A 21,177-nucleotide genomic window follows, 5' to 3' on the forward strand; every position below is an offset into this window, starting at 1 on the left:
TCGCTGAGGCGGCCGGCGGGCCCACCCGCCCGCCGGCCGCCGACACCTCGCTTCCCCACTCCGGGGTTTGGGGACTCCGCCCCGGCACCTCGTCCCGGGCGCGCACGCGCCGTCCGGGACGATCTTCTTCCGCCCGTCATCGGCCCGGCCGGCATGGGCCCGGCCGGCAGGGGCCCGGCCGGCAGGGGCCGCTTGCCACGGACGACCATTGCGGACAGGTATCCGGTACCTTTCCGGGATGACGCCTTTTGCGGAGTGCAACGTGACGACCTACCTCCTCGCGATCGATCAGGGCACGACGTCCTCCCGCGCGATCCTGTTCCGTCCGGACACCTCCGTCGCCGCGCAGGCGCAGCAGGAGTTTCCGCAGCATTTCCCCGCCTCCGGCTGGGTCGAGCACGAAGCCGAGGACCTCTGGCGGTCCACGCTCGTCACCTGCCACGCGGTGCTCGACCAGGCCGGCGCGCAGGCTTCCGACATCGCCGCCATCGGCATCACCAACCAGCGCGAGACCACCGTCGTCTGGGACCGCAAGACGGGCGCCGCCATCCATCGCGCCATCGTCTGGCAGGACCGGCGCACCGCCGACCTGTGCGCCCGCCTGCGCGCCGAGGGCCATGAGCCGCTGGTCACCGAGCGCACCGGGCTGATCCTCGACCCGTATTTCTCCGGCACCAAGATCGGCTGGATCCTCGACGAGGTGCCGGGCGCGCGGGCCCGCGCCGAGCGCGGCGAGCTCGCCTTCGGCACGGTCGACAGCTGGCTGCTGTGGAAGCTCACCGGCGGCAAGGTGCACGCCACCGACGCCACCAACGCCGCGCGCACCCTGCTGTTCAACATCCACACCGGCACCTGGGACGACGACCTGCTGGCGCTGCTGCGCGTGCCGCGCTCGCTGCTGCCGGAGGTGCGCGACTGCGCCGCCGATTTCGGCGCGACGCGGCCGGAGCTGTTCGGCGGCACCATTTCCATCGGCGGCATCGCCGGCGACCAGCAGGCCGCCACGGTCGGCCAGGCCTGCTTCCAGCCCGGCATGATCAAGTCGACCTACGGCACGGGCTGCTTCGCCCTGCTCAACACCGGGACCACCGCCGTCCGCTCGCGGAACCGGCTGCTGACCACCATCGCCTACCAGCTCGGCGGCAAGCGCACCTATGCGCTGGAAGGCTCGATCTTCGTCGCTGGGGCGGCGGTGCAGTGGCTGCGCGACGGGCTCGGCATCATCGCCAATTCCGCGCAGACCGAGCCGCTGGCCGAGGCCGCCGATCCGGCCCAGCAGGTCTATCTCGTGCCCGCCTTCGTCGGCCTCGGCGCGCCGCACTGGAACCCAGATGTGCGCGGGGCGATGTTCGGCCTGACCCGCAGCACCGGGCCGGCCGAGTTCGCCCTCGCCGCGCTGGAGAGCGTCTGCTACCAGACCGCCGATCTGATCGATGCGATGAACACCGACTGGGCGAGCTCCGGCATCGCGCACGGCGCCCCCGTGCTGCGCGTGGACGGCGGCATGGCCGCCTCGAACTTCGCCATGCAGCGTCTGGCAGACCTGATCGCCGCGCCGGTCGACCGGCCGGTGATCCGCGAGACGACCGCGCTCGGCGCCGCCTATCTCGCCGGCTACCATGCCGGCATCATGCCGGCGCCCGGCCGCTTCGCCGATTCCTGGCGTCTCGACCGCCGCTTCGATCCCTCGATGCCGGCGGAGACCCGCAACGCCAAGCTGGCCGGCTGGCGCGACGCGGTGCGGCGGCTGACAGCGCCCTAGACCGGCACGCTCAGAGAGCCCCGGCGTCCGGCTCGTCGCGCATATCGGCGGGTTCCGCCGGGAATTCCAGCACCTGCCGCAGGCCGAGAACCGCGTCGCCCCGCTCCATGTTCTGCAGGCTGAGCGTGCCGCCGTTGCGGGTGATGATCTGCTCCGCGATGGCGAGGCCCAGCCCCGCGCCCGGCGTCGGCGCGCCGCGGGCGGGATCGACCCGGAAGAACGGCTCGAACACGCGCGGCAGCAGGTTCTCGGGGATGCCGGGCCCGCTGTCCTCGATTTCCACGCGCGCCCGGCCCTCCCCGCCGGCAACCTGGACCGTACCCTGGCGGCCATGCGTCGCCGCGTTGATCAGGAGGTTGCGCAGCGCGCGGCGCAGCGCCTGCGGACGGCCGCGTATCGTCACCGGCGCCACATCCTCCAGCTCCACCGCGTAGCCGATGGCCTGCAGCTCGACGACGGTGTCGGCGACCAGCCGGTCGAGCCGGATGGGCTCGCCCTCGCCGTCCTCCACCTCCTCCCGCACCAGCCGGATGGCGCTGTCGGCGATGCGGTCGAGCTCGTCCAGATCCTCGATGAAGGCGCTGCGCTCCTCCTCCGGCAGGAATTCGGCGCGCAGGCGCATCCGCGTCATCGGCGTGCGCAGGTCGTGTCCCGCCGCCGCGACGAGGCGCATGCGACTCTCCATCGCCTGGCCGAGGCGGGTGGAGAGCAGGTTGATGGCCCGCGCCGCCGCCCGCACCTCGCGCGGCCCCTTCTCGGGAAGAAGCCGCAGCGCGCCGTTGGGGTCGATGGCGGCGGCGGTGCGCTGGAGCAGCGCTAGCGGCTCGGTGAGGCGCCGCACGGCGAACACCATGACGAGGGTGACGCCGAGCGCCACCAGCACCAGCCAGCCCACGAGCGCCCATTCGCCGCCCGGACCGGGCCTCGGCAGCGCCAGCGGCATGATGAGCCAGTGCCCGTCGGAAAGCCGTGCGGAGACGACCGGCCACGGCGCGTCCGGTCCGTCGGTCACGACCACGCGCTGGGTGCGCCCGCGGCGCTCCAGGGCGGCGTTGATGCCGTCGGTGGCGGGCCCGAAGAGCTGCCCGCCCGCCGGCGCATCGGCGATCCGGCCGTTCGGGTTGCCCACCAGCGCCTCGTGGTTGCGCTCGGCGAGATCGATGAGCAGTTCGAGCTGCACCGCCGTCGCGTCCTCCGCCTTGGCGAAGTCGGGCGGCGAGAGCATCAGGAAGGAGAGGCCCGTGGCGATGACCAGCACGCCCAGGACGGAAGCGACCAGCAGCGCGGTGAGCTTGGTGCGGATCGTGTTCACGGTGCCGGCGTCTCCGGGCCGGAGACCGGCTCCACCCGCGCCGCCATCTGGTAGCCGCCATTGCGCAGGGTCTTGATGATCTGGAACGTTCCGGCGTCGCCCAGCTTGCGGCGCAGGCGGCTGATCAGCACGTCGATGGAGCGGTCGAAGCCGCCCGTCGCCCGCCCATGCGTGATGTCGAGCAACTGCTCGCGCGACAGCATGCGGCCCGGCCTTTCCAGCAGCGCCAGCAGCAGGTCGAACTCCGCGCCGGTCAGCACGATCTCCTCCCCGTCATGATCCCAGAGCTGGCGGCTCGCGGGATCGGCGAGGAAACCGGCGAAGCGCATCTGCGCGGCCGGCTGGGCGACGGGAGCGTCGCGCGGCGCCAGCCGGCGCAGCACGGCACGGATGCGCGCCACCAGCTCGCGCGGGTTGAACGGCTTGCCGAGATAGTCGTCGGCGCCGATCTCCAGCCCGATGATGCGGTCGACATCCTCCTTGAGCGCGGTGAGCACGATGATCGGCACGCTGGAGCGCGTGCGGATCGCCCGGCACAGATCGAGGCCGGAAACGTCCGGCAGCATCAGGTCGAGCACGACCAGCTCGATGTCGCCCTCCGCCAGTCGCCGCTCCGCCTCGCGGCCGGTGGCGGCGAGGGAGACGCGGAAGTTCTGCTCGGCGAGATAGCGGCCGAGGAGCTTGCGGATCTGCTGATCGTCGTCGACGACAAGTATGTGGGTGCCGCTCGCGGCATCGGGGCTGCGCATGTCGTTCATGAGGCTCCTATAGCCACGACGCGCACCCCCTGCCGGGGAATTTTGCGAACGAGGGTTTCCACCGGCGCCCTGGCAATGTTGCGCAACAAATCTCCCGCTTTTTCAGCATAGCGCGAAACATACGAGCAATCCCAGCCGACTAGTTCTGCCCCCACGTCGAACCGGCCACCCGCGAACGGGACCGGGTGAAAACGGGACCGGGTGAAACGAGTGTGAGCATGATCAAGGGCAGGCTGTTCAGGTGGCTGCTGCCGGCAGTGGCCCTCCTGCTGCTGGCCGGCATCTATGGCGCGCGCAGCCAGTGGACGAAGGACGCGACCTCCACGCTGGTGACGGCGCCGGTGGCGCGCGGCGACGTGGAGGAGGCGGTGCTCGCCAGCGGGACGCTGAAACCGGCGAAGCTCGTCGCCGTCGGCGCGCAGGCGTCGGGGCGCATCACCCGCGTCGCCGTCTCCCTCGGCCAGACGGTCGCGGCGGGGGACCTGCTCGCCGAGATCGATTCCGTGCCGCAGGAGAACGCGCTGCGCACCGCCCGCGCCGCGCTCGACAATGTGCGCGCGCAGCTCGCGGAGAAGCAGGCCCTGCTCCATCGCGACAGGCTCATCCTCGAACGGCGCACCTCGATGGTGTCCCAGAAGGTCGTCTCGCAGGCCGATTTCGAGGCCGCCGAGGCGGATGTGAAGGTGACGCAGGCGCAGATCGAGCAGCTCAAGGCGCAGATCGTCGAGGCGGAGGTCGCGGTGGAGAACGCGACATCGAATCTCGGCTACACCCGCATCACCGCCCCGAGCGAGGGAACGGTGCTCGCCATCGTCAGCCAGGAAGGCCAGACGGTGAACGCCACGCAGTCCGCGCCGACCATCGTGGTGCTCGGCCAGCTCGACACGATGACGGTGCGGGCGGAGATCTCCGAGGCCGACGTGGTGCGCACCTCGCCCGGCCAGCGCGCCTATTTCACCATCCTCGGCGACGGCACACGCCGCTACGAGACCACGCTGGCGGCGATCGAGCCGGCGCCGGAATCGGTCAAGAGCGACGACAGCTTCTCGTCCTCCACGACGAGCGCGAGCAGCGCGTCGAGCACGACCAGCAGCAGTTCCGCCATCTACTACAACGGCATCCTCAACGTGCCGAACCCGGAGGGCCGGCTGCGCACCTACATGACCGCCGAGGTGCACATCCTCGTCGGCGAGGCGAATGACGTGCTGACCATTCCCGCCATGGCCCTCGGGGCGCGCGACGCCGCCGGCCGCTACGAGGTGCAGGTGCTGGACGCGAACGGAAGGCTCGAGAGCCGTGTGGTGGAGATCGGCCTCAACGACAAGACCGTCGCCGAAGTGCGCTCCGGCCTGCGGGAAGGAGAACGGGTGGTGACGGGCGACACGGCGAGCGTCTCGCCGTCCCGCTCCGGCATGCCCGGCCCGCCGCCGATGGGGCTGTGACCGTGGCCCGCGAGGACGCCCGCAAAGACACCCGTGAGGACAGGGCCGGCACGCCGCTCATCGCGCTGGAAGGCGTGACGCGGAACTACCTCTCCGGCGAGGAGACGGTGAGCGTGCTCAGGGGCATCGACCTCACCATCGAGGCCGGCGAGATGGTGGCCATCGTCGGCGCGTCCGGCTCCGGCAAGTCGACCCTGATGAACATCCTCGGCTGCCTCGACCGGCCGAGCGGCGGTTCCTACCGCATCGCCGGGCGCGACACCTCCCGCCTCGCGGCGGACGAGCTGGCGGCGCTGCGGCGGGAGCATTTCGGCTTCGTCTTCCAGCGCTACAACCTGCTGGCGGAGCTGACCGCGCTCGGCAATGTCGAGATGCCCGCCATCTATGCCGGCCACCCCGCCGCCGAGCGGCAGGCCCGCGCCGCCGCGCTGCTCGGCCGGCTCGGCATGGCGCCGCGCCTCGGCCACCTGCCGGGGCAGCTTTCCGGCGGCCAGCAGCAGCGCGTCTCCATCGCGCGCGCACTGATGAACGACGCCGACGTGATCCTCGCCGACGAGCCGACCGGCGCGCTCGACCGGCAGAGCGGCGAGGAGGTGCTGCGCATTCTCGGCGAGCTGCATGCCGAGGGGCGGACGGTGATCATCGTCACCCACGACATGAACGTCGCGGCGCGCGCCGAACGCATCATCGAGATCAGCGACGGCGCCATCGTCGCCGACCGCCGGGCCGAGCCCCCGGCGACGGGCGGCACGCCAAGGGCCGCTGCCGGCCGGAGCGTCTCTTCCAGCAATGGCGCCTCGTGGCGCGGCGCGTTCGGCCAGTTCCAAGAAGCCTTCCGCATGGCGCTGCGCTCGATGAACGCGCATCGCCTGCGCACGGCGCTCACCATGCTCGGCATCGTCATCGGCATCGCCTCCGTGGTCTGCGTGGTGGCGCTCGGGGAAGGCTCGCGGCAGAAGGTGCTCGCCAATATCAGCGGGCTCGGCACCAACACGCTGGAGATCTTCGCCGGCAAGGATTTCGGCGATACGCGCTCGGGCCGCATCACCACGCTGGTGGCGGCGGACGCCGACGAGCTCGCCCGCCAGCCCTATGTCGAGGCCGCGACCCCCACCGTCTCCACCCAGAGCACGGTGCGCTTCGGCGCCAAGGAGGCCAGCGCGCTGGTGAACGGGGTGAGCGACCGCTACTTCGCCGCCAAGGGCACGAAGCTCTCCGCCGGACGCCTGTTCGACGCGGAGAGCGTGGAAACGCGCGCGCTCGACGTCGTGATCGACGAGAACACCCGCAAGGCGCTGTTCGACGAACAGGGCGCCGATCCGCTCGGCGCGGTGATCTTCGTCGGCGCGGTGCCCGCGCGGGTGGTCGGCGTCGCCGGCACCCAGCAGGGCGGCTTCGGGTCCAGCCAGAATCTCTCGCTCTATCTGCCCTACACGACGGTGCAGACGCGGATTCTCGGCTCGACCTCGCTGCGTTCGATCACGCTGAAGATCCGCGACGGCATCGACAGCGCCTATGCCGAGCAGGCGGTGACGCGCTTCCTGACGCAGCGCCACGGCACCAAGGACTTCTTCATCATCAACACCGACGACATCCGCCGCACCATCACCAGCACCACGCAGACCATGACGGCGCTGATCGCCGCGATCGCCGTCATCTCGCTGGTGGTCGGCGGCATCGGGGTGATGAACATCATGCTGGTGTCGGTGTCCGAGCGCATCGGCGAGATCGGCGTGCGCATGGCGGTCGGCGCGCGCCGGAACAACATCCTCCAGCAATTCCTCACCGAGGCGGTGATGGTGTGCCTGTTCGGCGGCGCGATCGGCATCGCGCTGGCACTCGCCTTCGGGGTCGTCTTCGACTGGCTGGGCTCGAACTTCGCGCTGGTCTACTCGACGAACTCGATCATCCTCGCCTTCGTCTGTTCCAGCCTCATCGGCATCGCCTTCGGCTTCCTGCCGGCCCGCCGGGCCTCCCTGCTGGACCCGGTGGCCGCCCTCGCCAACGCGCGCCAGTAATATTCGGAAATACGATTACAAAACCGGGAAACGATATCACCATAGTCTAATCAATATATCCGCTCATGGTCGAACAATAGATTATTACCATGACAAAGTACGCTGATGCTGAAGATCATCCGGCATATATGGCACTGGCTGGCGGACCCGTATGTCTATACGTGCCCACACGGCGAGAACGGCGAGATGTGCGAGGAATGCCTGCACCATTGGGCGATCAAGTAACACCCCGCGCCGGAAGGCGACGGACAGCGGCGATGCGCCGCCCGCCCCTTTCCTGCGATCAGTCGGCGGCCGTGGCGGCGGGTTCGGCCAGCCGGTAGCGGAAGTCGCAATGGCCCGCGCCTTCCATGATCGTCTGCGTACGCTCCAGCTCGATGCGCGGATCGATGCCCTTGCAGAACACGGCGTCGCGCTGGCACGAGAGCAGATGGCCGATCTCGGCCAGCCCCATCTCCCGGTACATTTCGGCGTAGCGGCAGCGGTGGACCTTGTAGTCGAGCGCCGTGGCGGACTGCTCGGTCACCTCGATCTCCAGCGCCCCGTTCATGGTCCACAGGTGCAGGGTCGAATAGAACCCCTCGAGGCCGGAGTGCTCGCCCAGCTCGGCGCGAAACGAGGCCGCCTGCCGGATGGAGTTCTCCCGCACCGCCTTGCCGATCACCGCCTTGGCCTCGTCGGCGCCGAAGCGGGCGACGAGTTCCTCGTAGATCGGCTTGACGATCTCCGCCTCGATCCGGCGCCGCTCAAGAATGGAAAGGGTGGTCATCTCAACCTCACGCCGCCGTTGCCTGCCGGCGACCGGCGCGGGCGGCAGCCTCCGCCTTCAGCCGCGAACGGTCAACCTTGTTGGTCTGGGCGAGCGGGATCTCCGGCACGACGAAGATGTGGCGCGGGTGGAGATAGGGATCGGCCTGCGCGATGAACCACGCCTTCACCGCCGCCTCGTCGACCGGCGCGCCCCCGCGGGCGACGACGAAGGCCGCCGGCACCTCGTGCTTCAGCTCGTCGGGCACCGGCACGACGATGGCCTGCTCGATGGAGGGATGCTGCTCCAGCACCCGCTCGACCTCGGCGGGATAGATGTTGTGCCCGCCGGAGATGAACATGTCGTCGGCGCGGCCGATGAAATAATGGAACCCGTCGGCATCCTGCCGGATGATGTCGCGGCTGTCGTACCAGCCCTCCTTGAGAACAGCGGCGCTCGTCTCCGGGCGGTTGAGATAGCCCGTCATGGTGGCAGGGGTGCGCATGTGGAGCGTGCCCTCGCCCTCCCCGGTCACGAGCGAGCCGTCGGCCGCGACGAGGCGCACATTCTCCGCGATGAGCGGATAACCGCAGGACAGGGCCGGCGTCGGCCGGCCGTCGGGATGGCGGCCATAGACCGTCGGCCCGGCCTCGGTGGTGCCGTAGAAATTGGCGATCTCGGCATTGGGAAACAGGCGCCGGGCGCTGGCGACCAGATTGTCGCCATAGGGCGCCGAGCCGATGAAGAGGAAGCGCACGCGGGCGAAGGCGCGCGGCACCTCGTCGCCGAGATGGCGGGCGAGCATGGCGATCATGGTCGGCACGCCGGAGACCCAGTCGCAGCGGAACGTGTCCACCGCGCGGGCGAACCCCGCCGGCGTGAAGCCGGGCAGCACGACCACGCTGCCGCCGGTGTGGAAGGTGCGCTTGATGTTGAAGAGCGCGTTCATGTGGAACAGCGGGGCCGCGACAAGCACGCGGTAGGATGCGGGATCGGCGACCAGCTTCGCCCCCTCCTCCACCGCCCAGTACTGCCCCGCATGCGAAAGCGGGACGCCCTTGGGCGTGCCGGTCGAGCCCGAGGTGTAGAGGATCTGCGCGATGTCGTCCTCGCCGACCGGCGCCGGATCGAGCGGCCCCGCATCGTGCAGCGCCTCCCAGGCGGCGCTGCCGATCCGGACGGCGTTCGGCCGCCGTCCGTGGCGCGCCTCGTCGTCGGTGAGGATCAGGTCGATGGCCGCGTCGCTCAGCAGGAAGTCGATCGCCTCGTCGCGGGCCCGCCAGTTGAACGGCACCACGACGCCGCCGGCGCGCATGGCGGCGAAATAGATCACCACATAGTCGGCGCTGTTGCGCGCGAGCACGGCCACCCGGAAGGGCTTTCCGCCGAACCGTGAGCGAAAGCCGCGGCCGAGCGCGTTCACGCGGTCGTTGAGCTCGCCATAGGTGAAGCTGCGCACCCCGGCCTGCGTCGATTCGACGAGTGCCAGATCGCCCTCCCTGCCGCCGAAGAGCACATCGGAGAGGTTGTTCGCCATCGCTGTCTTATCCCGATTTCTTACGTTTCTGGGCCGTGGAGCCGGTGCGAGCGGAAATGATGCTGCGATGCACCACGGCGTCGATTGACAGAATAATGCGCTGTAAAATAATGTCTACAGACTTAGTAGACTACGGAGTTTGAAATGACATTCCGCCGCGCGACCGCCGGCATCGCCCTTGTCCTCGGCCTCGCCACCACTGGCGTGCCGGCGCAGGCGGCCGACCCGATCAAGATCGGCTTCTTCGCCCCGCTGACCGGCAATCTGGCCAATTTCGGCGAGCGTTTCCGCGAATCGGTGCAGCTCTTCGAGGAGCAGGTGAACACTGCCGGAGGCATCGAGGGCCGCAAGATCGAGGTCATCTACGAGGACGACCGCAACTCCCCCAAGGAGGCCGCGAGCATCGCCCAGAAGTTCGCCAACACGCCGGGCCTCGTCTTCGCCGTCGGCTCCTTCTCGACCACCGCCTCGCTCGCGGCGGCGCCGATCCTGACGGAAGCGAAGATCCCGCAGGTCAGCCCGTCCTCCTCGCACCCGGACTTCCCGAAGTTCAGCCCCTACCAGTTCCGCCAGAACACCCGGCAGGACAAGCTCGCCCCGCTCCACGCCGAGCTGGTGGTGGACAAGCTGAAGGGCAAGAAGATCGCCATCCCGTTCTTCCAGGACGACTGGGGCCAGACCACCGCCAACCTCACCAAGGCCGCCATCGAGCAGCGCGGCGGCGAGGTCGTGCTGATCGAGCCGATCGCACCGAACGCGCGCGACTTCCGCCCGCTGGTCAGCAAGATCAAGGCGCTGAACCCCGACGTGATCTTCCTGCCCGTGCACTATCAGGAAGCCTCCGCCTTCGTGCAGCAGCTGCGCCAGGCGGGCGTGACCACGCCCATCGGCTCGCCCGACCCGCTGAGCAACCCGAAGTTCCTCGAGCTCGCCGGCAAGGACGCCGAGGGCATCCTGCTCTACACCTCGTTCTTCGCCGACGACCCCAGGGTGAAGGCCTATGTCGACGCCTACAAGGCGAAGTACAACCGCCTTCCCGACCAGTACTCGGCCCTCGCCTACGACTCGATCGCGGTCGGCGTGAACGCCATCCGTACGGTGCTGCAGTCCGGGAAGCCGCTGACCGGCGAGAACGTGCGCGACGCCATCGCCTCGGCGCCCGCCTATGAGGGCCTGACCGGGACCACCAAGTACGATGACGAGCGCGAGGTGAACAAGAAGAGCACCTTCATCATCATCAAGAACGGCGCCTACGTCCTCTACTGACGGCCATTCCGACGCGGACGCCGCCCTCCGGAAGATGGAGGGCGGCGTTCTTTCCTTTCGCGCCCTTCAATTCGTGCCCACTCAAGGCTATCCCTCCCATGGAGCTGTTTCTCAGCCAGATCCTCAACGGTCTGGCCATCGGCCAGGTCTATGCGCTGATCGCCCTCGGCTTCAGCCTGGTCTTCGGCGTCGCCAACATCATCAACTTCGCGCAGGGCGCGCTGTTCATGCTGGGCGCCTTCATCGCCTATTCCGCCATCGCGTGGTTCGGGCTGCCCCTGGTGCCGGCGGCCGCCGTCTCCGTCGTCATCGTCGCGATCCTCGGCCTGCTGCTGGAGCGCATCGCCCTGCGGCCGCTGATCGGCGCGCCCTATGTGGCGCCGTTCCTCTCGACGCTGGCGATCAGCACCATCATCGACCAGTCGGCGGAGATCGTCTGGTCGCCGGAGAGCCAGCCCTTCCCGGCCTCGATCTCCAGCACGACCTTCTTCATCGGCAACGCCTACATCACCGTCACCGACCTCGTGATCTTCGGCTTCGGCGCGGCAGCCACGGTGGCGCTGACGCTGTTCGTCTCCTTCACCTGGACGGGCCGGGCCCTGCGCGCCACGGCACAGGACGCCTCGGCCGCCGCGCAGCTCGGCATCTGCACCGACGTGATGCGCCAGATCGCCTTCGGCCTCGCCGGCGCGCTCGGGGCGCTGAGCGGCATCCTGGTCGCGCTGTATTTCCAGAGCGTCTTCCCGCAGATGGGCATCCCCTTCGGGCTGAAGGGCTTCGCCGCCGCGCTGCTCGGCGGCCTCGCCAGCATCCCCGGCGCGGTGGTCGGCGGCCTGCTGCTCGGCATCGGCGAGACGCTGGCGAGCGCCTATGTCGGGGACAGCTATCGCGACGCCATCGCCTTCACCCTGCTCCTGCTGATGCTGCTGGTGCGCCCGAACGGCCTGCTCGGCGGCGGGCGGCTGGATGCGCTGGGCGGCGCAGGCGCGGCGGCCGGCGCGATGCCGACGACGAGCCTGCTCGCCTCCTCCTCCAGCCAGCAATCGGCGCTGCGGGCCTATTACCTGCCGCCCTGGGGTTTTCTCGCGGTCGGCGCGGCCTTCGCGCTGGTCCCGCTCGTCGTCTCCAGCACCTATGTGCTGCAGGCGCTGATCTACGGCTTCATCTTCGCCCTGCTCTCCGCGAGCACCAGCCTCGTGTCCGGCTCGGTCGGCATCCTGTCCATCGGGCAGGCGGCCTTCTTCGGCGTCGGCGCCTATGCGGTCGGCGTGTTCGCCCGACCCTACGGGCTGCCGGCGGATGCGACGCTCGCCATCGCCATCGGCCTCACCGCCCTCGTCGCGGTCGTCGCCGCCATACCGCTGCTCAAGCTCACCGGCCACACGGCGGCGCTGGGCACGCTCGCCATCGGCCAGATCGGCTTCCTCGTCTTCCTCAACTGGGTGTCGGTGACGCGCGGCCCGATGGGCATCCTCAACATCCCGCACCCCGTGCTGGAACTGCTCGGCGGCCTGCGCTTCGCCACGACGGAGCAGAAATACTGGCTGGTGCTCGGCTTCGCCGCCGTCGCCCTGGTGATCGCCGAGCGCTACGTCTCCTCGCCCATCGGGCGGGTCTGGCGGGCGATCCGCGAGGACCGGCTCGCCGCGCTGGCGGCCGGCCTGCCGGTGCGGCGCTACATCCTGCTGGCCTTCGCCGTCTCCGGCGCCCTGGCGGGCCTCGCCGGCGGGCTGTTCGCCTATGTCCAGCAGGTCGTCAGCCCGGAGAGCTTCACGGTCGAGACCTCGATCCTCGTCCTCACCATGGCGGTGCTGGGCGGGCTCGGCAATCTCACCGGCGCCGCCCTGGCCGGCTTCGCCCTCGCCATCCTGCCGGAGTTCCTGCGCGGCTTCGCGGAGTGGCGGATGATCGTCTACGGCCTGCTGCTGCTCGTCGCGCTGCGCGTGCGGCCGCAGGGCCTGCTGGGAGCACGCTGATGACCGGCGAAGCCATCGTCGTCGATAACGTCTCGCGTGTGTTCGGCGGCCTCAAGGCCGTCGACGGCGCGAGCCTGAAGCTGGCCCGCGGCGAGACCGTCGCCATCGTCGGCCCCAACGGCGCCGGCAAGTCGACGCTGATCCAGCTCATCAGCGGCGTGGACCGGGCCGACAGCGGCACGATCCATGTCGACGGGGTACGCACCGACCACCTGCCGCCGGACCGCATCGCGCGGCTCGGCGTCGGACGCAGCTTCCAGACCTCGCGCGTCTTCCCGGCGCTCACGGTCTGGGACAGCGTGCTCGTCGGGGTGCAGGCGGGGCTCATCGAGACCCGCTCCGGCCGGCTGATCGATCCGGTGACGGAAAGCGCCGGCGCCCTGCTCGGCCTGCCCTTCTGGCGGCGGCGCGTGGCGGCGCAGGAGGCGGCGGCGGAGGCCGCGCTGAAGCTGTTCGGCGACCGGCTCTGGCCGCGCCGGGACCAGCCCGCCCTCGGCCTCTCCTACGCCAATCGCCGCCGGCTCGAGATCGCCCGCCTGCTGGCGGCCGAGCCGCGCTACCTGCTGCTCGACGAGCCGAGCGCGGGCATGAACCCGACCGAGACCGAGGAACTCACCCACCTCATCCTCGACCTGCGCCGGACCCACCCGGACATGGGCATCCTGGTGATCGAGCACAAACTCTCCATGGTCCGGCGGATCGCCGACCGGGTGGTGGTGCTCAATCAGGGCCGCGTGCTGATCGAGGACAAGCCCGACCACGCCCTCGACCACCCGGAAGTCGTCGAGGCCTATCTCGGCCGCGCCCGGTCGGGCGCCAATTTCCAGGACGCGCACCATGGCTGAAACCGATCCCCGCATCGTCGTCGACGCCATCGACGTCCATTACGGCGCGGTGCAGGCCCTGTTCGGCGTCAGCCTGACGGTCGGTGCGCGGGAAGTGGTGGCGGTGCTCGGCGGCAACGCCTCGGGCAAGTCCACCACGATCAAGTCGGTGCTCGGGCTGGTCCGCCCCTCCAGGGGCACGATCACGCTCGACGGCGTTCCCGTGAACGGGCAGCGCCCCGACGCCATCATCGCCCGCGGCGTCGCCAGCGTCCCGGAAGGCCGGCGCGTCTTCCCGGAAATGTCGGTCTACGAGAACCTGCTGCTCGGCGCCTATCCGCGCCGGCACGAGGCACGCGAGATCGCCGGCGACCTCGAACGGGTCTACGAGGCGTTTCCGCGCCTGAAGGAGCGCCGCTCGCAGCTCGCCGGCACCATGTCCGGCGGCGAGCAGCAGATGCTGGCGCTGGCCCGCGCCTGGCTGCGCCGTCCGACCCTCGTGTGCATCGACGAGCCCTCCATGGGCCTGTCGCCGCGCTTCGTCGACCAGGTCTACGAGGTGCTTCAGGGCTGGAAGGCGCAGGGCATCACCATCCTGCTGGTGGAGCAGAACGCGCGCATGGCGCTGGAGCTGGCCGACCGCGCCTATGTGCTCCAGCACGGGCGGGTGGCGGTTTCCGGCACCGCCTCCGACCTCGCCTCCGACCCGCAGGTCCGCAAGGCCTATCTCGGCGCCGCCTGAGCGCCGCTCCACGACCGCCGGCCGGCGCCCTCGCGCGCTCCGGCCGGTCCTCCTGCCATCGAAGGGCCGATGAACAGAGCCCGAGCTTGGGAAACACGACGCATGAAAGCCGTCATCTTCGAAGAACACGGTCCCGTCTCGAACCTGAAGGTCGCGGACCTGCCGCGCCCCGAGCCCGCCCAGGGGCAGGCGCTGGTGCGCGTGCGCGCCGTGGCGCTCAACGGCTTCGACCCGATGATCCTCGCCCGGATTCCGGGCATCAACACCCCGCTGCCGATGATCCCGGGCGGCGACATCGCCGGCGAGGTCGTCGCCTACGGGCCGGACAGCGCCATCGCGGGTATTCCGATCGGCACCCGCGTGCTGGTCGATCCGCTGGTCGGCAATACCGGCGTCTTCGGCGAGACGGTGCGGGGCGGCGCCTGCGAATTCGTCGCCGTGCCGGCGATCAATCTGGTGCCGCTGCCGGACGTGGTGTCCTTCGAGGACGCCGCCGCCCTGCCCATCGCCTACGGCACCGCCTACCGGATGATCCGCGAGCGCGGGAAGATCGCGGCGGGCGAGAAGGTGCTGGTGCTCGGCGCCACCGGCGGCGTCGGCGTGTGCAGCGTGCAGCTCGCCAAGCTGGCGGGAGCGGAGGTCGCCGCCGCCACCTCATCCGCCGCCAAGGCCGAGCAGCTGCGCGCCATCGGCGTCGATCACGTCATCAACACCTCGGAAGCCGACTTCGTGAAGGCGACGCAGGCGCTCTGGGGCAAGCCGCGCGTCTTCGACGAGGGCGGCGGCGCGGATGTGGTGGTGAACTTCGTCGGCGGCGACGACTGGCCGCGCGCCCTGCGCTGCGTCCGCCGCGGCGGGCGCGTGCTCACCTGCGGCGCCACCAACGGCTATGACCCCAAGACCGACATCCGCTTCATCTGGTCGTTCGAGATCAGCATCGTCGGCTCCAACTGCTGGTCCCGCGGCGATCTCGTCGATCTGCTGGACCTGGTGGCGCAGGGGCGGCTGAAGCCGCAGATCTCCTCCGTGCGTCCGCTGGAGGAACTGCCGGTCTCGCTGCAGGAGCTGATCGACCGCAAGGTCTTCGGCAAGGTGGTCCTGCGCGTCGCGTGACGCACCTTCACATCCCATTCGACGGAAAATCCCCGATGAGCTCTGCTCCCTCTCCCGAAAAGCTGCTGAACGACGCGATCGACAGCTCCCCCTTCATCAAATTCTCCGGCCTCAAGGTCGTCTCCATCGACGTGGAGGCCGGCGAGGTCGTCGTCACCATGCCCTCCCGCCCGGAATTCCTCCGGGCGGGCGACGACGACATGTTCCATGGCGGCCCCATCGCCTCGCTGATCGACACGGCCGGCGACTTCGCCATCGCGATCGGCGTCGGCGGCGTGGTGCCGACCATCAACTTCCGCGTCGACTATCTGCGTCCCGCGCGCGGCGCCGAGCTGAAGGCGGTGGCGAAGGTGCGCAAGGCGGGCCGCACGGTCGGCCTCGCCGATGTCGACGTCTACGATGCGGCCGGCAGGCTCTGCGCGGTGGGACGCGGCTGCTACAGCGGCGTGAAGGGCTGACGCCCGCCGCCATGCACGGGGCGCATCGCTTCCGGGGAAGGAGGCGCCGCCGGGGTTGGATCGGCCGTCGGGCGCTGGTAACTGTGGCTTCCGGGGACAGGTGGGGGACATCGAAATGCGACGGCGACGCCCGCGAGGAGGCAATCCGGCCCGCCTTCGCGCAACCGGATGGATCGGTCTCGCCGCGTTCTCCCTTGGCGGCTGCGCGGAGCCGGCCAGCCCGTCCCTGCCGTTGTTCGGCGCCTATTTTCCCTCCTGGCTGATCTGCACGAGCATCGGCGTGGTCGGGGCCGTCGCCGTACGCGGCCTGTTCGTCCGGCTCGGCATCGACGACGTGCTGCCCTGGCGCCTGCTGGTCTATACCTGCCTCGCCGCGGCCATCGGCTTCATCGTCGCGCTCACTGCCTACGGGCGCTGATACATGGCGCCCTCCGCCTATTCCCATCGCCGGAGCCTCGCGGGCTCCACCGTCGCGGCGCTGATCATCGTCGGCGCCATCGCCGCCGGCTGGTTCTACTTCACCCGCGCTGAAAACAATCCGCTATCCGAGGACGCGGTCCTCACGGCCAGCATCGTCAACATCGCCTCGACCGTGCCCGGGCGGATCGTCACCCTCACGGTTTCGGAGAACCAGAAGGTGGCCAAGGGCGACCTGCTCTTCGCCATCGATGCGGAGCCCTATCGCCTCGCCGCCGACCAGGCCCGCGCCGATCTCCGCATCGCCGAGGCGACCCGCGACGCGCAGAAGCGCACCATCGCCGCCGAGCAGTCCAACGCCGCCATCGCCGGCCAGCAGATCACCCGCGCGCGCACCAATCTCGCTCTGGCCGAGCAGACGCTCGCCCGCCTCACGCCGCTGCTGCCCAAGGGCTACGTGACCGCGCAGCAGGTGGACGACGCCCGTACCGCCCGCGACGATGCCCGCACCAGTCTCGCCCAGGCGCTGAAGCAGGCCGAGGCGGCGGACAGCCTCGTCAGCACCATCGACGCGTCCGAAGCGCTGGTGGAGGCGCGGCGCGCGGCCCTCGCCATCGCCGAGCGCAGCCTCGCCAACACGGAAGTCCGTGCCCCCCATGACGGGCGAGTGGTCGGCCTTTCCATCACGACCGGCGAGATCGTGGCGCCGGGACAATCGATCTTCACCCTCATCGACACGAGCCACTGGTACGCCAGTGCCTCCTTCCGCGAGACCGAGCTGCCGGCGATCGCGGTGGGGGACTGCGCCCGCGTCTTTGCCCTTGCCAATCGGTCCGTGGCCATCGCCGGCACCGTCGAGGGCATCGGCTGGGGTGTCATCTCCACCGACATGCTGAGCGTGCCGCGCGGCCTGCCCTATGTGCCGAAGTCGCTCAACTGGGTGCGGATCGAGCAGCGCTTCCCGGTGCGCATCCGCCTGATCGATCCGCCGGAGGACCTGATGCGCATGGGCGGCTCGGCGGTGGCGATCGTCCACCACGGCGAGCGCTGCTGATGGCCGAGGTCATCGCGCCGGACGTCGCGGGGCACAAGAAGCCGCCGCTATTGGCCCAGCTCCGCGTCGACCTCGCGCCCTTTCCGTTCCGGGCGGCGCTGACCTGGCGCATCGCCCTGCTCTGCGCGCTCGTCGTCGGCACGGCGATGATGTACGGCACCTTCGAGGCGGCGATCAGCTGCTACCTGGTCATCTTCCTGTCCAAGCCCGACGCCGTGGTCAATATCGGCACCGGCATCGGGCTGATCGTGGTCGTGACCATCGTCGTGGCGCTGATGATCTGGGTGATCAACCTGGTGATCGTCTCGCCGCTGGTGCTGATGCTCGCCATGGCGCTGGCCTCCTTCGTCTTTCTCTATATCGGCGCGGCGAGCCAGCTCGGCGAGATGGGCGGGATCGTCGGCCTCGTCATCGCCTTCGTGCTCTCGCTGGTCTACATGGCCCCGCTCGGCGATGCGGTCAGCATCGCGCTGCGCTACGCCTGGTACATGGTCGCGATGCCGATGGCCTGGATGGTGGTGTTCAACCTCGCCGTCGGCCTGTCGCCCGTGCGGCTGCTGAAGGGCACGCTGCTGCGGCGGCTCGCCACCGCCGCCGACGCCATCTCCTCCGGCGCACCGGCCCGCCACGCCGAGCTCGCCGAGCTGATGCGCGCGGACAACGGCGCCCTGCTGCAGCAGGCGGCCTCGGTGAGGGTCCTCAATCTGGTGCCGCGCAACCCGGCCCAGCAGGTCGCCAGCGACGTCCGTGCCGGCTACCGTCTGATGCTCGCCGCCTCGGCGCTGCCGGAAGATACCCCACCGGCCCGACGCACGGCTTTGGCCGACGCCATCCGCGCCGCCGCCGCGGCGCTGGAAGCAGGGCATATGCCTGCCATGCCCACCATGGAGCCGGCGAACCCGGCCGAGCGTGAACTCATCGCGGCGCTCGCCGTGCTGGCCGGCGCGCCGGAGCCGGAGGTGGTGGCCGCGCCCAAGCCCCCCTTCTTCTTTCCCGACGCCCTTACCAACCCGGACTATCAGCGCTTCGCCCTGAAGACCACGGCGGCGGCGATGATCTGCTACCTGATCTATACCGGCCTCGACTGGCAAGGCATCCACACCGCGATGATCACCTGTTACGTCGCGGCGCTGGGCACGACCGGCGAGACCGTACACAAGCTCGGCCTGCGCATCGTCGGCTGCCTGATCGGCGCGACCCTCGGCATGGGATCGGTGCTGTTCGTCATACCGCAGCTCGAAAGCGTCGGCGGGCTGATGGCGCTGGTCTTCGTCTGCATGCTGATCGCCGCCTGGGTGTCCACCGGACCCGAACGCATCGCCTATGGCGGGGTCCAGATCGGCCTCGCCTTCCTGCTGACGGTGATCCAGGGCTTCAGCCCCGGCACAAGTCTCGATTCCGGATGGGATCGCATCGTCGGCATCCTGCTCGGCAACGTCGTGGTCTACCTCATCTTCACCCACCTCTGGCCGATGCCGATCGAGAAGGCAGCCCGCGCGCATCTGAAGGCGGCGCTCGACGGGCTCTCCCGCCTCGCCGCCCTGGCGCCGGAACGCCGGGCCGGCGCCGTTCCCGACGCGGCGCTGGTCGAGAACGAGGTCGGCAAGGCCGAGGAGGCGCTCGCGCTGCTGCCCTTCGAGCCGCGCACCATCCGCCCGACGCCGGAGACCACCGCCAAGCTGCGGGCGGCGGGCGAAGAGATCGCCGCGCTCGGCCGCGACATCTATCTCAGCCGCGAGGCGCTGCCCGGTGCCGCCGCGCGCCTTGCCTCCCTCGCTGCCCGGATCGACGGCGGCACCGGCGATGCCGGCGTCCCGCAGACGGACGCCCCCGGCACGATCGGCCGCCGCCTCGACCGGCTGCAACGGGCGGTGATGAGCTGATGCGGCCGCTCCTGCCCGTCCTTCTCCTCGGCCTGTCGCTCGCGCTCGGGGCCTGCGCCCCCAACGCCGTGCACATGGCCTCGCCGAGCGCCGACACGCCCTGGGCGCCGAACGGCAAGGAGAACGGCATCTGGAGCGCGCAGGGGGAGCCGTCCCCGGCGGCCGCGCCCACGACGCCCGGCGGCGCGCCCGACTTCCGGGTGCCGGCCAATCCCGAGCTGGCGATGATGCCGCAGACGCCGGACATCGATGCCGACCGCCCCTATCGCCTGCCCGAACTGATCGACATCGCCCAGCGCAACAACCCGGTCACCCGTGCCTCCTGGCAGCGGGCGCGGGAGGCGGCGCTGGCGGTCGGCATGGTGGAGGCGACCTATCTGCCGTTGATCACCGCCAATGTCATCGGCGGCCGCCAGACCACCGAGACTCCGGTGCGGGTGTCGGTCGGCGCGCAGCGCTACTTCGACACGACCGCCGAAGGCGTCTCACCCTCCATCGCCCTGCAATGGCTGGTGTTCGACTTCGGCCAGCGCGCGGCGGTGGCCGACGCGGCGAAGCAGGGCGCCATCGCCGCCAACGTGCTGTTCAACGGCGAGCATCAACGGCTGATCTTCGATGTCACGCGCTCCTACTACACCTATGGCGCCGCGGTAACGCGCACGCGCATCGCCCGGCAGACGCTGCGCAACAGCACGGCGATCCGCGCCGCCGCCGAGGACCGGCTCTCGAAGGGCCTCGCCACCACGGTGGAGGTGGCGCAGGCCCGCCAGCAGGTCGCGCAGTCCGAGCTGCGGCGCGTGCAGGCCGAAGGGCAGGAGCGCGACGCCTATCAGGCGCTGATCGCCGCCATGGGCGTCAACGCCACGCTGCGCCTCCATGTCGAGGATGCGGGCAACCGGCGCCTGCCCGCCGCCACCAACGTGCCGATCGATTCCATGATCAAGCTCGCCCTCGCCCAGCGGCCGGACGTGGCGGCCAGCTATTCGGCGCTGCTGGCGAGCCAAGCCGGCATCAAGGCGGCGGAAGCCGAGTTCATGCCCAAGGTCTTCGTCGCCGGCGGGGTGGCCACCGGCCAGGGCAGCTTCAACGCCAACGGCCTGCCCAATATCGGTCAGCAGGCGACGGGCTCGGGCGTGCTGATCGGCGCGACGGTGCCGCTCTACGATGCCGGCCTGCGCGCCGCCCAGCTCAAGCAGGCCCAGGCCCGCACGGACGCCGCGCAAAGCACCTTCCAGCGCACGCAGACGCTGGCGGTCACGGAGATCGTCGCCGCGAGCAACGCGCTGCGCACCGCGCTCGAATCCTACAAGGCGGCAAGCGCCCTGACCGCCGCCGCCTCGACCACCTACGACGCCGCGCTCGAAGCCTACCGGAACGGCGTCGGCACGGTGACCGCCGCGACGGCGGCCGACAGCGGGCTGCTCGACGCCCGGCAGGCGCAGGCGGATGCCCATGCCGCCGCGCTCATCGGCGCGGCCAACCTCGCCTTCGTCGTCGGCGCCATGACCTCGCGCGACGCGGTTCCCTGACGAGATCCGGCGACCGGCCTTCCGGCCGCCCCGGCGCGGCTTCCACCCCTGATAGGGCAGTGCTTCCGGCATCGCCCCCACCGCAATCGCCCCACCTTAATATAATACCTCGAAAAAGAGAGGCGATTCAGGGGACGATGGAGGTATCGGCAGAAATAACCCCAGTAGTACAATTTCGAAATTAATTCGAAGTCAGAACATATAAGACGGCAAATAAAACAATGAGGCAATTTTTAGCAAAAATCTTGACGCAGCGACTTGGCGGCCGCTACGAATATTGAAGCAGTCTGTCAAAAGCTTCCAATCTCGTTCCTCAGGGGGATGGCATGGGCACGATT

At 69.9% G+C, this 21,177-nt stretch carries 17 protein-coding genes; 13 read left to right on the forward strand and 4 right to left on the reverse strand.

Annotated features, from left to right (window positions below; all coding sequences use genetic code 11):
• Positions 1–238: 238 nt before the first annotated feature.
• Positions 239–1,762 (forward strand): glycerol kinase GlpK, encoded by a 1,524-nt coding sequence (gene glpK, locus STARVERO_RS00840; protein ID WP_159597578.1) that lies wholly within the window; start codon positions 239–241, stop codon positions 1,760–1,762.
• A gap of 10 nt (positions 1,763–1,772) precedes the next feature.
• Here glpK and STARVERO_RS00845 read toward each other — a convergent pair whose 3' ends face one another.
• Both STARVERO_RS00845 and STARVERO_RS00850 read right to left on the reverse strand, forming a co-directional pair.
• On the reverse strand, positions 1,773–3,074 hold the full coding sequence (locus STARVERO_RS00845; protein WP_159597579.1) for an ATP-binding protein: 1,302 nt from the start codon (positions 3,072–3,074) through the stop codon (positions 1,773–1,775).
• A complete protein-coding gene (locus STARVERO_RS00850) occupies positions 3,071–3,832 on the reverse strand; it encodes a response regulator (RefSeq protein ID WP_244616467.1) in 762 nt (253 codons plus the stop codon). Before STARVERO_RS00850 ends, STARVERO_RS00845 begins: the two co-directional genes overlap by 4 nt.
• A 218-nt stretch (positions 3,833–4,050) precedes the next feature.
• Here STARVERO_RS00850 and STARVERO_RS00855 point away from each other — a divergent pair, with 218 nt between their 5' ends.
• Together STARVERO_RS00855 and STARVERO_RS00860 are read left to right on the forward strand one after the other, a co-directional pair.
• On the forward strand, positions 4,051–5,274 hold the full coding sequence (locus STARVERO_RS00855; protein WP_200837617.1) for an efflux RND transporter periplasmic adaptor subunit: 1,224 nt from the start codon (positions 4,051–4,053) through the stop codon (positions 5,272–5,274).
• Positions 5,271–7,292, forward strand: coding sequence for a MacB family efflux pump subunit (locus STARVERO_RS00860; RefSeq protein ID WP_244616469.1), 2,022 nt, complete (start codon positions 5,271–5,273; stop codon positions 7,290–7,292). The genes STARVERO_RS00855 and STARVERO_RS00860 overlap by 4 nt, the downstream gene beginning before the upstream one ends.
• Before the next feature lie 283 nt (positions 7,293–7,575).
• Here STARVERO_RS00860 and STARVERO_RS00865 read toward each other — a convergent pair whose 3' ends face one another.
• Both STARVERO_RS00865 and STARVERO_RS00870 read right to left on the reverse strand, forming a co-directional pair.
• Entirely contained in the window at positions 7,576–8,061 is a 486-nt protein-coding gene (locus tag STARVERO_RS00865) for an L-2-amino-thiazoline-4-carboxylic acid hydrolase (protein ID WP_159597580.1), read from the reverse strand.
• 7 nt (positions 8,062–8,068) lie between these two features.
• The gene (locus STARVERO_RS00870) at positions 8,069–9,577 is read right to left on the reverse strand and encodes a class I adenylate-forming enzyme family protein (RefSeq protein WP_159597581.1); all 1,509 of its coding nucleotides are present in this window, start codon (positions 9,575–9,577) and stop codon (positions 8,069–8,071) included.
• A gap of 144 nt (positions 9,578–9,721) precedes the next feature.
• Here STARVERO_RS00870 and STARVERO_RS00875 point away from each other — a divergent pair, with 144 nt between their 5' ends.
• The 10 genes from STARVERO_RS00875 (at position 9,722) to STARVERO_RS00920 (ending at position 20,839) form a co-directional block, all read left to right on the forward strand.
• Entirely contained in the window at positions 9,722–10,843 is a 1,122-nt protein-coding gene (locus tag STARVERO_RS00875; RefSeq protein WP_159597582.1) for an ABC transporter substrate-binding protein, read from the forward strand.
• Positions 10,844–10,941: 98 nt separating this feature from the next.
• Positions 10,942–12,819, forward strand: coding sequence for an ABC transporter permease (locus tag STARVERO_RS00880; protein WP_159597583.1), 1,878 nt, complete (start codon positions 10,942–10,944; stop codon positions 12,817–12,819).
• Positions 12,819–13,664: an ABC transporter ATP-binding protein gene (locus STARVERO_RS00885; protein ID WP_144341884.1), complete on the forward strand. Its 846-nt coding sequence runs from the start codon at positions 12,819–12,821 to the stop codon at positions 13,662–13,664. Before STARVERO_RS00880 ends, STARVERO_RS00885 begins: the two co-directional genes overlap by 1 nt.
• Positions 13,657–14,385, forward strand: a complete 729-nt coding sequence (locus STARVERO_RS00890; RefSeq protein WP_159597584.1) for an ABC transporter ATP-binding protein — start codon at positions 13,657–13,659, stop codon at positions 14,383–14,385. The genes STARVERO_RS00885 and STARVERO_RS00890 overlap by 8 nt, the downstream gene beginning before the upstream one ends.
• 102 nt (positions 14,386–14,487) lie before the next feature.
• Positions 14,488–15,498, forward strand: coding sequence for a zinc-binding dehydrogenase (locus tag STARVERO_RS00895; RefSeq protein ID WP_159597585.1), 1,011 nt, complete (start codon positions 14,488–14,490; stop codon positions 15,496–15,498).
• Positions 15,499–15,533: 35 nt separating this feature from the next.
• Positions 15,534–15,956: a PaaI family thioesterase gene (locus STARVERO_RS00900; RefSeq protein ID WP_144341881.1), complete on the forward strand. Its 423-nt coding sequence runs from the start codon at positions 15,534–15,536 to the stop codon at positions 15,954–15,956.
• A gap of 115 nt (positions 15,957–16,071) precedes the next feature.
• On the forward strand, positions 16,072–16,374 hold the full coding sequence (locus STARVERO_RS00905) for a YtcA family lipoprotein (RefSeq protein WP_159597586.1): 303 nt from the start codon (positions 16,072–16,074) through the stop codon (positions 16,372–16,374).
• 3 nt (positions 16,375–16,377) lie between these two features.
• The gene (gene mdtN, locus STARVERO_RS00910; RefSeq protein ID WP_159597587.1) at positions 16,378–17,427 is read left to right on the forward strand and encodes a multidrug transporter subunit MdtN; all 1,050 of its coding nucleotides are present in this window, start codon (positions 16,378–16,380) and stop codon (positions 17,425–17,427) included.
• Positions 17,427–19,310: an FUSC family protein gene (locus tag STARVERO_RS00915; RefSeq protein ID WP_159597588.1), complete on the forward strand. Its 1,884-nt coding sequence runs from the start codon at positions 17,427–17,429 to the stop codon at positions 19,308–19,310. The genes mdtN and STARVERO_RS00915 overlap by 1 nt, the downstream gene beginning before the upstream one ends.
• Complete coding sequence (locus tag STARVERO_RS00920; protein WP_159597589.1) at positions 19,310–20,839, forward strand: TolC family protein; 1,530 nt, start codon at positions 19,310–19,312, stop codon at positions 20,837–20,839. The genes STARVERO_RS00915 and STARVERO_RS00920 overlap by 1 nt, the downstream gene beginning before the upstream one ends.
• Positions 20,840–21,177: the final 338 nt, after the last annotated feature.

The sequence above is a fragment of the Starkeya nomas genome (assembly GCF_902703545.1).
Lineage (GTDB): Bacteria > Pseudomonadota > Alphaproteobacteria > Rhizobiales > Xanthobacteraceae > Ancylobacter > Ancylobacter moscoviensis.